The following is a 13,748-nucleotide window of genomic DNA, read 5'->3' on the forward strand; positions in this document are numbered from 1 at the left end:
TTTTTTCACGCAGAAGACGGCCTACGAGCTACGGACCGGTCTCGGGGGCTCGGAGATGTGTCTAAGAGACAGCCGCCCGGCCCACCGAAGTGCTCGTCGTGGAGGACGACCCCGAGGTCCGGGCCGCCGTCGTGGACGCGCTGGCCGTCGAGGGGTACGAGGTGCGGGAGGCGGCGGACGGGCTGGCCGGTCTCAGCGCGGTGGCCGCCGAGCCACCCGACGCCATCGTGCTGGACCTGGCCATGCCGGTGCTGGACGGGCTCGCCTTCTGCCGCGAGCTGCGCGGGCTCGGGGACCGCACCCCCGTCCTCGTCCTGACCGCCCGCGACGCCGTCAGTGACCGGGTGGCCGGGCTGGACGCGGGCGCCGACGACTACCTGGTCAAGCCCTTCGCCCTGGACGAGCTGCTGGCCCGGCTGCGGGCGCTGCTGCGCCGGGCCACGCCCGTCCTCACCGCGGACGAGCCCGCCGTAGGCGCGCTGTCCTTCGCCGACCTGACCGTCGATCCGGCGACCCGCACAGGTGTCCGCGGCGGCCAGCGGCTGGAGTTCACCCGCACCGAGTTCGCCCTCCTGGAGCTGTTCCTGCGCCATCCCCACCAGGTGCTGCCGCGTGAACTCATCATGGAGCGGGTGTGGGGCGCCGACTTCGGGCCCGAGTCCAACTCGCTTGCGGTATATGTCGGTTACCTGCGTCGCAAGCTGGAGGCCGGCGGCGCCCCGCGGCTCGTCCACACCGTGCACGGCGTCGGCTACGAACTGGCGGCACGATGACCGGGCGCCAGGCCGCCGCGCCGCTGCTCCGCCGCCTGGGAGTGCCCCGCCGCGCTCCCCTGCGCACCCGGCTCGCCGTGATCACCTCGGCGGCCGTCGCCCTGGTCGCGCTCGGGGTGTGTGCCGCAGCGTACGTCGTCATCCGCCACGAACTGGTGCGCCAGCTCAACCTCCAGCTCACCCAGCAGGCGAACCTGATCGCCCAGGAGAAGCGCGACCAGCCCGCCGGGCCGCTGTACGGCGAGTGCGTCTGGCTGTCCGCCCCGGCCTGCGCGCAGATCGTCACCCCCGGCACCGGGGACCGCGCCGGGAAGGGAGAGGAGCTGGTCCTGCCGGTCACCGGCGCCACCCGCGCGGTGGCCGAGGGCTCCCGACCGGCGTACTACAGCGGCATCTCCCTGCGCGGCCACCGGATGCGGATGCTCACCACCCCGCTGCGCGGCCACCGCGCGCTCCAGCTCGCCATCCGCTCCGACACCGCCGACCGGGGCATCGAGCAGGCGGGCCGGCTGCTGGCCGCGGTCGGCGGCGCCGGGGTGCTGCTCGCCGCGGGCCTGGGCTATCTGGCGTCCCGTACGGCGCTGGCGCCCGTCACCCGGCTGACCGCCACCGCAGAACGGATCACCGACACCCGCGATCCCGCCCACCGCATCGAGCTGTCGGCAGCCGAACGGCGACGCCCCGACGAGATCACCCGGCTGGCGGACAGCTTCAACACCATGCTCGGCGAGCTGGAGCAGTCCGTCGCCGCCCAGCGCCGGCTGGTCGCCGACGCCTCCCACGAACTGCGCACCCCGCTGACGGCGCTGCGCACCAACGCCGAGCTGCTCGCCCGCGCCGACCGGCTCTCCGACAGGGCGCGCGACCGGGCCGCGGCCGCGCTCGGCCGCCAGCTGCGCGAGGTGACGGGGCTCGTCAACGATCTGATCGAGCTGGCGCGCGACGAGGAGCCGCAGCCGCTGGTGGAGCCGGTACGGCTGGACCGGCTCGTGGCGTACGGCGTGGAGCAGGCGCGCGGCCACTGGCCCGGCACCCCGTTCACTGCGGAGCTGGCGCCGTGCACGGTGCACGGCGTTCCGGCCCGGCTCGCGCGGCTGCTGTCCAACCTGCTCGACAACGCGGCGAAGTTCAGCCCGCCGGGCTCCCCGGTGGAGCTCCGGCTCACGGCCGCGGAGGACGCCACCGTGCTCACCGTCCGCGACCACGGTCCCGGTATCGCCGCCGAGGACCTGCCCCACGTCTTCGACCGCTTCTACCGGTCGCGCCAGGCGCGCGCCCTGCCGGGCTCCGGCCTCGGCCTGGCCATGGCCCGCCAGATCGCCCGCGCCCACGCGGCGGAGCTCACCGCCGAGCGCCCGGAGGGCGGCGGGGCCTGCTTCCGGCTGCGGTTCCCCCTCTCCTGACCGAACCAGTCACCCACGGACGTCAACTTCCTTTCGCGGTGGCTCTCTTAGAACTCCTCTTATCTCGGCCCCGTATCAACTCCTCATGCGAAAAATCAGCTCTCGCCACACCACCCGCGCCGCCGCCGCGGCCCTGGTCGCCTCCCTGGCCTGCGTCGCGCTCGTCTCCCCCTCCGAAGCGACCGTGCCGCCGGCGTCCCGGCAGGCAGCCGGCGTCGTGCGCGGCCACTTCGTCGACATCCCCGTGAACGGGGGCACGGCCACCGTCGACACCACCTCGCTGCGGGTCACGGCCCGCACCGCCCACGGGGCGGTGGAGCTGTCCGCGCCCGCCGCGACCGCTCCCGGGGCTCCCGGGCCCGTGCGGAGGACGGCGGACGGCCTCCGCTGGAGCTATCCGAACAGCGGGCTGTCCGTCACCGCGCGCGCCGCAAGCGGGCGGCTCGTCGTCTCGGTCGACTCGAGCGGCCCCGCCGACCGGACCCTGTCCTGGCCCGTCACCGGCGGCGACCGCGCCGCCTCCGACCTTCAGCTGCCGCGCGGCGAGGGGCTCTCCCTCCCCGTGGCCGACCGCTTCTGGAACTCCGCCGAGGCCGAGCTGGTCGGCAGCGACCTCCCCATGGAGTCGGCCCTGTCGCTGCCGCTGTGGGGCTACACCCTCGGTCGGCAGGGCGTCAGCTATCTCGTTCCCACCGACATCGGCACCACCTTGCGCCCCACCTCCGAGCGGGGTCGGCTGCTCGCCACCGCCACCCACCGCTTCTCGCGGGCCGAGGGCACCACCGGCTACACGGTGGCCTTCTCCCTGACCGACGGCTCCCCGGTTGCCCCCGCCGCCGACTACCGCTCCTGGCTCGCCGAGCGCGGGCAGCTCTCCAGCCTGCGCGAGAAGATCGAGGCCAACCCGGCCACGGGGAAGCTCCTGGGCGCCTTCCACGCCTATCTGTGGGGCGACGCCCGCACGGCGGAGGGCGTCCGGCGGCTGCGTGCGCTCGGCGTGGACCGCATGTGGCTCGGCTACGACGCCGACGACCGGCCGATGGACGCCGCCGCCGTCACCGCGGCCAAGGACGCCGGCTACCTGGTCGGCCCGTACGACACGTTCGCCAATGGCCAGGACCCGAAGACCTCGGACGCCACCACCTCCGTCTGGCCGGACCGTGTCTACCCGGACTTCTGCGTGCAGGGTCCCGACGGCAAGCCGGTCCCCGGCTTCCACGACCGGGGGTGCTACCTCAGCTCCGAGGCGTTCGAGAAGGCCGAACCCACCCGCCACTACCTCGCCGACCGCACCCGGGCGATGACGGCCAACGGCGCCGACAGCTACTTCCTCGACGTCGACGCGGCCGGCGAGCTGTTCCACGACCACCACCCCGCCCACCCCATGGACAAGGGGCGCGACCGCGCCAACCGGCTCGCCAGGATGAAGCGGCTGGCCGACGGCAACCGGCTGGTGCTCGGATCGGAGTCCGCCGGGGCGTGGGCCAACCAGGTGCTCGCCTTCGACCACGGCTCCGGCACCCCCGTGGCCGACGGGCTCTGGGCGGCCCAGAAGGACAAGGTGAAGTGGGGCGGCTACGCCCCCGCCAATGCGCCCGCGGTCTTCTTCAAGCCCGCCGAGCTTCCCGAGGCCGTGGCCAAGGCGATGTACGACCCGGCCTACCGCGTCCCGCTGTACGAGACGGCCCTGCACGACTCTGTGGTCAACACCGAGCGCTGGGAGCTGTCGTACGACAAGCTGCCGAAGCAGAAGACCACCCGCGCCCTGCTGGCGATGCTCTACAACACCCCGCTCAACTTCGTCCTCGACGGGCCGTCTCTGGAGGAGCGCGGCGGCGAGCTGGCCGCCCTCCAGAAGTACTTCGCGCCCCTGCACAAGGCGGCCGGCACGGAGCCCATGACCGGCTTCCGGACGCTGACCGCGGACCGCTCCGTCCAGCGCACCGTCTTCGGCGACGGCGCCCTCACCGTCACCGCCAACTTCGGCACCGAGGCCCACGACGGCTTGCCCGGCGGCTGCGTGGACGCCGCGCTCAAGGGCGACGACCAGCCGCGCCGGCTGTGCCCCGGCGGAAAGGGCCAAGGGCTTGCAGATGATTGACACGTCGTCTTGACCTTGATGTCGGGATCGCTGCCTTGAGCTGGAGCCGCTCGCCCTCGGCCGGTCGGCTTTGCCACTGGCCGGTGGACAGCTGCTCTGGCTCTGCGGCGTGGGAGACGAGGGCGTCGCAGAACGCGCAGGCGGCTATGTCCGGTGTATGGCCTTGAGGCAGCGGGTGGCCTGGGTGCGGAGGGCTTCGGCCAGTTCGGGTGGGGCGTCCACCAGGGTGAAGTCGGCATCCATCGAGGTGATCATCCAGGCGAGGTCGCGGGCGCTGTCGGCTCCGAGGTACAGCAGGCAGCTGTGGTCGTCGACGGGCTCGATGACCCCCATGCCGGGCCAGAGGCGGTCGGAGACCTCGGTGGCGGATTCGTGCAGCGTGACGGTTGCCTGAAAAGGCCATGTTTGCGCAGACAGGCGGCGGTCCAGGTAGGCGGCCACGTCCTTGCCGGGAAGTTCGCGGGGGGTGAACCGCGGGCCGAGCGGAGTGCGGGGGACGAGCCGGTCGACGCGGAAGGTGCGCCAGTCCTCGCGGTCGGTGTCCCAGGCGACCAGGTACCAGTGGCGGTCGAAGTTGACGAGGCTGTGGGGCTCGGCCGAGCGGATGCGGGGGCCGAGGCGGGGGGTGGTGTAGTCGAAGCGCAATCGCTCGTGCCGGCGGCATGCCTCGGCGATGACCATGAGGGTGTCCGCGGAGACCGCGGGAGCCGGGGCCGCGCCGACCCGAACGGTTGCGTTGTCCAGGGTGCTGACCCGGTGCCGCAGCCGGGCGGGCAGCACGTGCTCCAGCTTGACCAGGGCCCGCAGTGCGGACTCCTCGACTCCCGTGACCGCGCGGTCGGCCCCGCTGCGGAGGCAGACGACCATGGCAACCGCCTCCTCGTCGTCGAGCAGCAGCGGCGGCAGCTTGGCTCCGGCACCCAGCCGGTAGCCGGCGGTGCCCTGCGTCGCCTGGACCGGGTAGTCGAGGTCGCGCAGCCGCTGCACATCACGGCGCAACGTGCGTCGGCTGACGCCGAGGCGTTCGGCGAGCTCGGTCCCGGGCCATTCACGATGGGACTGCAGCAGGGACAGCAGTTTGAGCAGTCGCCCGGAGGTTTCCAGCATGCCTCCAGGGTGCCGCAGTCTTAGGAAGGAAGTTGACCTAAGGGAGCCCTAGCGTCGCAGCCATGACGAACGCGAACCCTGATATCCGCCCGTTCCGCATCGAGATCCCGCAGGACCAGCTCGACGACCTCCGCGCCCGTCTTGCCGCCACACGCTGGCCGGACGAACTGCATGGTGTGGGCTGGAGCCGCGGCGTCCCGGTGGGCTATCTGAGGGGCCTGGCCGAGTACTGGCTCACCGCTTACGACTGGCGGGCGCACGAGGCGGCGCTCAACGCGTACCCCCAGTCCCTGGCCACCATCGACGGGCAAACCATTCACTTCCTGCACGTACGGTCTTCCGAGCCCAGTGCCACGCCGCTGATGCTGCTGCACGGCTGGCCGGGTACGGTCGTCGACTTTCTCGACATCATCGGCCCGCTGTCCGATCCACGGGCGCACGACGGCGATCCTGCCGACGCCTTCCACCTGGTCATTCCCTCACTGCCGGGATTCTGCTTCTCGACGCCGCTGGCAGGGCCCGGCACGGACTCGGTGCGCATGGCAGCGATGTTCACCCGGCTGATGTCCCACCTCGGCTACACGCACTACGGCGTCCACGGCTATGACACCGGCTCGTGGGTTGCGCCGCAGATGGGCAAGCAGCAGCCGAAGCACGTCACGGGCGTCCACGTCAACGCCATGATCACGTTTCCGGCGGGCGCGGAGGGCGAGACGGAAGACCTCACCGAGGCTGAACAACGACGGTGGCAGGCCATGCTGGACTTCAACGATGGCTATCTGCAGTGCAACTCCAAGCGCCCGCAGACAGTGGCCTACGCCCTCACCGACTCCCCCGTCGGCCAGCTGGCCTGGATCGTGGAAAAGTTCAAGGAGCTCACCAGTCCGGAGGACGCGCTCCCCGAGAACAGCGTGGACCGTGACCGGATCCTCACCGAGGTCTCGCTGTACTGGCTGACCGGCACCGCCGCCTCAGCCGCCCAGATTTACTACGAGGAGACCTCCGCGAGCACTTGGGGAGGGAATGCAGCCGGGGACCAAGACAACCGGGCGGCGGCCGGTCAGCGCGGAACCGTGCCGACCGCCGTCCTGCTCTCCACCCGTGACGTGACCATCCGCCGCTGGGCGGAACGCGACCACAACATCGTGCGGTGGACCGAACTCGACCGCGGCGGCCACTTTCTTGCGATGGAAGCCCCGGACGCGCTCATCGACGACATACGCACGTTCTTCCGCACGGCGCGCTGAGGGGCCCATCGCTTCGCCTTTCAGCGACGGGCCGGAGGCTTCGGCCAAGGCGCTCCCGCGGCGGCTGCGTCCAGCAGATCACCCAGGCGGAGCCACGCGGTCGCTCCGGAGCAGGTGGCCGGGCAATTCGCGAACCGCTCCCATGCCTACCGGTCGGAACCGAGCGCTTCACACACCGCTGAGACCACCAACGGGTGGGCGCTGCCGAACCCGCTGTGCGCAGGGAGGCCGGCCGAGCGAGTACACGAGGCCGGCCGTAACCTTCGGCCATGACCGAGATTCCTCCGCCGACGCCCCACGACGCCTTCGAACTGCTCATGGCCGGCAACCAGCGCTTTGTCGCCGGTATCCCCGAGCACCCCAACCAGGACGCCACCCGCCGCACCGAGACCGCACCGTCCCAGCAGCCCTTCGCCGTGCTGTTCGGATGCTCCGACTCCCGCCTGGCCGCCGAAATCATCTTCGACCGCGGCCTGGGCGACCTCTTCGTGGTGCGCACCGCCGGCCACGTCGCCGGGACGGAAGTGCTCGGTTCCATCGAGTTCGGCGCGGCAGTTCTCAACGCGCCGCTGGTCGTCGTCCTGGGCCACGACTCGTGCGGCGCCGTCGCCGCCGCCTGCTCCGCCCTGGAGGACGGGCAGACGCCGGGCGGCTTCGTCCGGGACGTCGTCGAACGAGTGACACCCAGCGTACTGGCAGCCCGCGCCGCCGGACGCAACAGTGCCGAGGAGATCCTGGCCGAGCACATCGAACACACCGTGGACCTACTGCTGGAACGCTCCCGTGTCCTGGCCGACCGCGTTGCCGAAGGCCGCCTCGGCGTGGTGGGCCTGTCCTACCGCCTGGCCGACGGCACCGCACAGCTCGTCGCCACGCGCGGCCTTGGGCCGGCGGTTCACGCCGCCTCCTGACGCTCACGCCCAGGCGGCCCACCCCGGGGGAGCCCGCCGGTCCGCCGAACGGGGGCGCTCCGTCCCGTTCGTGCCGAGGCCCCTCGGCTGTGCGGCTGCCTGGGTGCCGGGTGCGGATCCGGTACTCACACCGTGTGACGAGGCCCCGCAGCTCGGCGGAGCCGGTTGGCGATGGCGAGCCCCAGCCCCTGCTCCGCCGGCAGTGACGCAATGATGAGGTCGCATCCCTGCTGGTCGAACTCACGCAGGAACCCGTACAACCCCTGCGCGTACGCAGCCGGCGAAGCGGGGACTGCCACCACGGCGTGAGCCTTGACCGGGACGTCGGCGAAGGCGGCAGGCAAGAAGACGCCCACCTGATGGCCCGACTCCGACGCGGCTTCCGCTTCGGCGATGACCGTCTCGGGCTCGACGAGAACGACTCGCGCACGCGGTGCGTAGTGGGAGGGATGCTGGCCCGGTACCCGGACCTGGCTGGTCGAGGGGACCGCGAGCGGGTGCCCCAGCACCGCTTCGAGGTCCTCGCGCGTCACCCCTCCGGGCCGCAGGATGGTCGGGGCCTCCCCGGTGACGTCGACGATGGTGGACTCCACGCCGACTTGGCAGGGGCCGCCGTCCAAGACGAAGTCGACGGCGTCACCGAGCTCGGCACGCACATCGTTCGCGGTGGTGGGGCTGACGGAGCCGAAGCGGTTCGCGGAAGGGGCCGTCACACCGCCACCGAAGGCCGCCAGCAGTGCGAGGGCGACGGGGTGGTCGGGCACGCGCACGGCGACCGTCTCCAGTCCACCGGTCGCCTCCAGCGGCACGCGGGGGCCGCGGCGCAGGACCAGCGTCAGCGGTCCCGGCCAGAAGTGTTCGGCCAGCACACGGGCCGCCACCGGCACGTCCTGCACCCAGGCGTCGAGTTGCTCGGCGCCAGCCAGGTGGACGATCAGCGGGTGGGAGGGCGGACGGCCCTTGACCTGGAAGATACGCGAGATGGCAGCGGGGTCCATGGCGTCGGCGGCCAGACCGTAGACGGTTTCAGTGGGCAGGGCTACCAGCCCGCCGGCGCGCAGCACACCGGCTGCCTTCTCGATGTCCTTGCTACTCGCCATCACTCTCCCCATCCTAGGGGCGTCACGAGGCAACGACGGTCATGATCCAGTGCACGGACGGCTTGCCCGTCGGTCTGGATCCCCTCGTGGGGCTCGGCGAGGTCCCGTCCGCTCGCGGGCGTCAGGTGTGACAGCAGCGCCGTGGAGTGCGGCAGCGATCCCAGGCGCTGCGCCTCGCCGTCCAGTACGCGGTCGATGTGCTCGAGCAGATCGGTGCCGATCCTGCGCGCTGCCGGGCCCGTCTTCTCCACTGCTGCCGCTTGCGCCCTCGCGCTGACCTCCGCCCACCGCTCACGGGCGGTGAGGCGGACGAAGAGCAGGGCGACGAGGAGATGGACGTACTCCACCACGGGTCCCGCCCCCCGCACCTGGTCCGCCGAGGGGCCCATCAGGTCTCGGACGGCCCGCCGGTTGTCCGCGCCGGCCGACGGCGTCTCCTGCACCTGCGGCGACCGGCGCGCCGCAGGTGCAGGAGCGGCGAGGACGCGCCGGTCCCTCGCGGGAGGTGCGCCGCTCATTCTCCGAGGAGGTGGCGGGCTTCCGAGAGCAGGCGCAGGAGTTCGGTGCGCGAAGGGTCGTCCGGAGCGTCCGGGGCCGACCGGGGTGCGTGGGTGGTCAGGACGTGCAGGGCGACGGCGGCCTGACGGGCGAAGAGGCCCAGCAGGTCGAGTTCGGGCAGGCCGGACCGGGCCTGTGGCGACGGGTCGAGTACCTCCAGGACGCCGAGGACCCGGTCCCTGCGGATGAGGGGGGCGGCCATCAGTGCGTTCGGGACGTAGCCGGTGGATTCGGCGATGTCCCTGTCGAAGGAAGCGCTGTCGTGCAGGTCGTCGACCACCATCGGCTCCCCCGAGGCGGCGACCCACCCGGCGATCCCCCGGCCCGCCGGGAAGCGTCGGCCCACCAGGAACTCTTGTCCCTGCCCGGAGACGGCCTCGAAGATGAGCTCGTCCGTCGCGGTGTCCAGAAGCATGATGGAGCTCGCCTGCGCGCCGAAGATGGCGCGCGCGGTGTCCACCACCGACTGCAGGAGCTCCGCCAGGGCCGGATCCGGCCGGGGTGCTGCGGACACGACAGGGGCGATGGTCTGAGTCATGGGGCTTCCCTTCCGGCGCCGGTCGTTACCGGCGTCCGTGGACACGGACGTTGGCTGCGGACAGGTACAGGGCGTTCTTCAGCTGGAACGGCGTCAGCCGGGGGCCGCTCGACAGGATCCGCGCGCAGAGCCCCGCGATGAACGGGGTGGCGTAGCTGTTGCCGGAGCTGCGGATCGACGTGCCACCGAGCCACGCCACCTGGACTTTCTGGCCGGGGGCGAAGAACTCCACCGGGGGCTCGGGGTTGTAGAGGTGGAGATCCGGGTCGTCCTCCTGGTGGCTGCCGACCGAGATCACCGAGGAGAAGCGCCAGGGAAAGCTCTCCACGCGCGTGTTGTGCGCGGAGGCGACGATCACGGTCTGCTGGAAGTACGCCTCGTCGGCCAGTCGGCGCAGCTCGTCCACGAAGCGGTCGTGCGTGGTGGACAGGCTCAGGTTCACCACGTCGAACCGCTGGCGCACGGCCCATCGGATTCCTTCGAGCAGGACGTCCCCGCTGCCGGAGAAGCGGTCGCCGAGCACCCTGATGCTGGACAGCTCGCAGTCCGGCGCGGTGCGCCGGATGATCCCGGCGCAGGCGGTGCCGTGTCCGCAGGCGTCTCCCTCCTCCGTCTCCTCGACGTGGACCCCGTCGTCGTCCTTGAAGACCCGCCATGACCGGTCGACCGGGCCGACCATGGGGTGGTTCCGTTCGACACCCGAATCGACCACGCAGACGCGTACGCCGCGCCCGGTACCTCCGAGGAGGCCCTTTTCGGGCGGGTCCGGCAGACCGTCGGCCTCCACGGGTACGTCCGCGGGGCCCCGCCCTCGTAGGCCCCAGGTGAGTGCGGGCGCCGGTTGCTGCGCGGTGGTCATCGTGGTGCTTCCTTTCCGGCTCCGGTGACTCGGCCGGCGGTGGGGCCGGGCGAGCGGCCGTGGCAGCGCGAGACCACGGCCTCGGCCTGGCGTACGGCGGGGAGATGGCCCTTCGCCGCGAAGCGCCGGCGGGCGCGCGTCGCCGCCGCGGCTGCCTCGGCCGGGCGCCCCAGCGCGAGAGCGGTACGGGCGAGGTCGAGGGCGGCGACGCCCTGGACGATGGGCGAGTCGGTGCGGGCGGCGGTGGCGAGCGCCCTGGCGGCCAGCCGGGTGGCGGTCGCGGTCTGCCCTCGCGCGGCGGCGATCCGGGCGCGCAGGCCGTCGAGGTCCGCCGACTCGGCTCGCAGTCCGGCCGGCTGGGCCCGCTCCCCCTCCAGTTCGGCCAGGGTGCCGCGGGCGGTACGCCAGTCGCCGAGGTCCAGCCGGATGCGGGCGGCGTCCAGCAGGGCACTGCGCAGCAATGCCGTTGCGCCCAGGTCCCGCGCGGCGGTGGCGGCCCGCTGCAGGCTCATGAGCGCCTCCTCCCGGCGGTCGGTCAGGTCGGCCACGGTCGCGGTGAAGATCGGCAGGAAGGCGTCGGCCTCGGCGTAGCCGAGCCTCTTCGCGAGGTGCTCCGCCTCCGCGAGGCAGGCCAGGGCCCCGTCGCGGTCGTCGTGGAGGGCCAGCACCACCGCCAGCGGGCAGTTGAGCGTCAGCCGGACGGCCCGGCGGCCGGCCCCCTGGTCCGCAAGGAGCGCGCGGCAACGGGCCACCGCGTCACCGACCGGTTGGGGGCCGCGCCAGAGCGAGACCCCCATCGCGCCGAGGGCCGCGGCCCGCTCCGGCTCGGCGTCGGCGCGTACCGCGTGGTCCAGCGCGCGGGCTAGCAGACGCTCCGCCGCCCGGTGCCGGCCTTGTTCCTGGGCGCGCTGGGCGAGCCGCAGGCAGGCTCTGGCCTGGCCGAGGTCGTCGCCGGCCGCCGCGAAGACCGGCAGGGTGGCGTCGGCGGCCTCTGCCGGTGACTCGTCCGGTCCCGCGGACCGGCCGACCGAGGCCAGGGCGAGGCGGGCGTGCGCGGTCTCCACCGCCTCCCCGCCGCCGGCCAGTGCCTCGGCGAGCACCTCTTCGAGCAGCGCTCTGCCTTCCGTGCCGCGCCCCAGGTCCAGCAGTGTCTGGCCGAGCCGCCGTCGTGTCGCCGTACTTCCCGGCTCGCCGGCCGCGTACCGGGCCGTGGCCCTGGACAGCACGTCGGCCGCCCACACGGGGTCGGCGTGGGCGAGCGCCAGCCGCCCGGCGTCGGCGAGCGCGTCGGCGGCCCGCCGGCGCAGCCCGTCGGTGTGCGCGTCCTGGGCGCCCAGCTCGACCCGATGGCGGTACGCCTGTTCCAGATGGCCCCCGACCGCCGCGCTGCCCCGCTGCCGGACCGAGTCCAGCCGGGCCGCCCGTTCGTGCCGGTCGGCCCGGTCCTGCTTGGACTGGCTGGCGTAGACGACTTCCTGGATCAGCCCTCCGGCGAAGCGGAACGCCCCTCCGTCCGGCCTGATCAGGCGGTGCCGGACCAGCCGGTGCAGCACGGGCCGGAGCTCGGACCCGGTCCACTGCGGCGCGGGATCTGCGGCGAGCGCCGTCAGTTCGTCGGCGGTGAAGTCGCCGCCCAGGACGGACGCCAGGCCCAGGGCCCGGTGCTCGGGCGGGTCGAGCGCGTCGATCCGGGCGCCGATCAGGGCCTGGAGCGGGAGCGGGACGCTGTCCGCGTCGACGGGGTTGCCCGCGACCAGCAACTGCTCCAGGTGCAGCGGGTTTCCGCCCACCCGTGCCAGGACCCGGGGGCCGAGCGGCTCGCCGTGCGCCGCGCCCCCGGTCAGCTCGGCCGCGAGGAGCTGTGCCTCGGCGTCGGAGAGCCCGCCGAGCGGCACGGCGTCCTCGGCCAGCTCGGGCCGTACGTCGAACAGTTGGGGGCGGGTGAGCAGAACGATCAGGACGGCCGCGTCGGTGAGTGCCCGCAGCAGCCGGTCGAGGGCGTCGAAGAGCGGCTGCGCGGCCCAGTGGCAGTCGTCGATCACCAGCACCACGGGCTCGGCCTCGGAGAGCCCGGCGAGGACCTTGGCGAGCGCGGCGCAGGTGTCCGCCGGCGACGGGTGGGGCGTCCCGTTCAGGAGCAGGCCCTGGTGGAGCAGGTCCAGTTCGGGCGACGGTGCGGCCGTGCCGGCGGTCCGCAGCAGGTCGGCCACGGCGTCGGCGAGTGGTCCGAGGCTGGGCTGTTCGCCACGGGCGCGACAGCGCCCGATGCCGTGACGCAGGCCGCCGGCCGTGGCCGTGGCCTTGTGGAGCCACTCGCGCACGAGTCTGGTCTTGCCCTGGCCCGCCTCCCCGGCGACCACCAGGCGATCGGCCCGGCAGGTCCGGACCACACGGTCCAGCATCTGGTCGATCCGGGCGAGTTCGCGGGTCCGGCCGATGAACGCGAGGTCGAAGCGGCGCAGCGCCTCCGGGCCCTCCTCCTCGTCCAGGCCGAGCAGGCGGTGAGCGGTGACCCGGTCGCTCTTGCCCTTGAGCAGCAGCGGGCCGGTTTCCGTCGTCCGGACGCCCGGCCCGGCGGCCGCCAAGGTGTCCGGTCCGATGAGGATCCCCCCGGCGGCGGCGTTCTGTTCCAGGCGCGCGGCGACGTTGACCACCTCGCCGGAGACCATCGCCTGCCGCAGGGTCGCCGCACCCGTCACCGCCTGACCGGTGTTGAGACCGATGCGCATCTCCAGCCGTACGCCGACGCCCTGTTCCAGTCGGGCGTTGAGAGCGGCGAGCGCCTCCCGCATGCCCAGGGCGGCGGCGATCGCCCGGCGGGCGTCGTCCTCCCGCACCGTCGGTACGCCGAAGACGGCCATCACGGCGTCCCCGACGAACTTCTCCACGGTGCCGCCCTGCTCCTCGATCCGCTGCCGCATCAGGTCGAACCAGCGGAGCGTCACCGAGCGCAGGGTCTCCGCGTCCAGCGCTCCGGACAAGGCCGTGGAACCCACCAGGTCGCAGAAGAGGACGGTCACCACCTTGCGGCCGGTCGGCTTGGCCGTGACCGGCCCGGGGGCGCACGGGCTGCCGCAGGAGGGGCAGAACCGGGCGCCGGGCGGCAGTGCGCTCCGGCACGAGGTGCAAGGCATGGATTCCTCCGGTGGAC

11 protein-coding genes are annotated in these 13,748 nt (G+C 73.0%); 5 read left to right on the forward strand and 6 right to left on the reverse strand.

Annotated elements, in window-relative coordinates; genetic code table 11:
• Positions 1 to 89 precede the first annotated feature (89 nt).
• The 3 genes from HYE82_RS12605 (at position 90) to HYE82_RS12615 (ending at position 4,277) form a co-directional block, all read left to right on the forward strand.
• Positions 90 to 773, forward strand: a complete 684-nt coding sequence (locus HYE82_RS12605) for a response regulator transcription factor (RefSeq protein ID WP_179174092.1) — start codon at positions 90 to 92, stop codon at positions 771 to 773.
• Positions 770 to 2,176 (forward strand): HAMP domain-containing sensor histidine kinase, encoded by a 1,407-nt coding sequence (locus HYE82_RS12610; RefSeq protein ID WP_179174093.1) that lies wholly within the window; start codon positions 770 to 772, stop codon positions 2,174 to 2,176. The genes HYE82_RS12605 and HYE82_RS12610 overlap by 4 nt, the downstream gene beginning before the upstream one ends.
• 85 nt (positions 2,177 to 2,261) lie before the next feature.
• Positions 2,262 to 4,277 (forward strand): glycoside hydrolase, encoded by a 2,016-nt coding sequence (locus HYE82_RS12615; RefSeq protein ID WP_179174094.1) that lies wholly within the window; start codon positions 2,262 to 2,264, stop codon positions 4,275 to 4,277.
• Between the two features lie 144 nt (positions 4,278 to 4,421).
• On the opposite strand, the gene HYE82_RS12620 is transcribed toward HYE82_RS12615, so the two are convergent.
• Entirely contained in the window at positions 4,422 to 5,384 is a 963-nt protein-coding gene (locus tag HYE82_RS12620) for a YafY family protein (RefSeq protein WP_179174095.1), read from the reverse strand.
• A gap of 62 nt (positions 5,385 to 5,446) precedes the next feature.
• On the opposite strand from HYE82_RS12620, the gene HYE82_RS12625 reads away from it, so the two are divergent.
• Together HYE82_RS12625 and HYE82_RS12630 are read left to right on the forward strand one after the other, a co-directional pair.
• On the forward strand, positions 5,447 to 6,631 hold the full coding sequence (locus HYE82_RS12625) for an epoxide hydrolase family protein (protein WP_179174096.1): 1,185 nt from the start codon (positions 5,447 to 5,449) through the stop codon (positions 6,629 to 6,631).
• A 269-nt stretch (positions 6,632 to 6,900) separates the two neighbouring features.
• Entirely contained in the window at positions 6,901 to 7,542 is a 642-nt protein-coding gene (locus tag HYE82_RS12630) for a carbonic anhydrase (protein ID WP_179174097.1), read from the forward strand.
• Positions 7,543 to 7,667: 125 nt separating this feature from the next.
• Here the strand turns inward: HYE82_RS12630 and HYE82_RS12635 are convergent, their stop codons facing one another.
• The 5 genes from HYE82_RS12635 to HYE82_RS12655 are packed head-to-tail and all read right to left on the reverse strand — an operon-like array spanning position 7,668 to position 13,731.
• Positions 7,668 to 8,642, reverse strand: a complete 975-nt coding sequence (locus HYE82_RS12635) for an L-threonylcarbamoyladenylate synthase (RefSeq protein ID WP_218782545.1) — start codon at positions 8,640 to 8,642, stop codon at positions 7,668 to 7,670.
• Positions 8,642 to 9,160, reverse strand: coding sequence for a hypothetical protein (locus tag HYE82_RS12640; protein ID WP_179174099.1), 519 nt, complete (start codon positions 9,158 to 9,160; stop codon positions 8,642 to 8,644). Before HYE82_RS12640 ends, HYE82_RS12635 begins: the two co-directional genes overlap by 1 nt.
• Positions 9,157 to 9,738 carry a GAF domain-containing protein gene (locus tag HYE82_RS12645; protein ID WP_179174100.1) on the reverse strand — a complete coding sequence of 194 codons (582 nt, stop codon included), beginning with the start codon at positions 9,736 to 9,738 and terminating at the stop codon, positions 9,157 to 9,159. The genes HYE82_RS12640 and HYE82_RS12645 overlap by 4 nt, the downstream gene beginning before the upstream one ends.
• A gap of 25 nt (positions 9,739 to 9,763) precedes the next feature.
• Entirely contained in the window at positions 9,764 to 10,597 is an 834-nt protein-coding gene (locus tag HYE82_RS12650; protein ID WP_179174101.1) for a S8 family serine peptidase, read from the reverse strand.
• Complete coding sequence (locus HYE82_RS12655; RefSeq protein WP_179174102.1) at positions 10,594 to 13,731, reverse strand: adenylate/guanylate cyclase domain-containing protein; 3,138 nt, start codon at positions 13,729 to 13,731, stop codon at positions 10,594 to 10,596. The genes HYE82_RS12650 and HYE82_RS12655 overlap by 4 nt, the downstream gene beginning before the upstream one ends.
• Positions 13,732 to 13,748 lie beyond the last annotated feature (17 nt).

Source organism: Streptomyces sp. BR123, from assembly GCF_013401435.1.
Classification (GTDB): Bacteria; Actinomycetota; Actinomycetes; order Streptomycetales; family Streptomycetaceae; genus Streptomyces.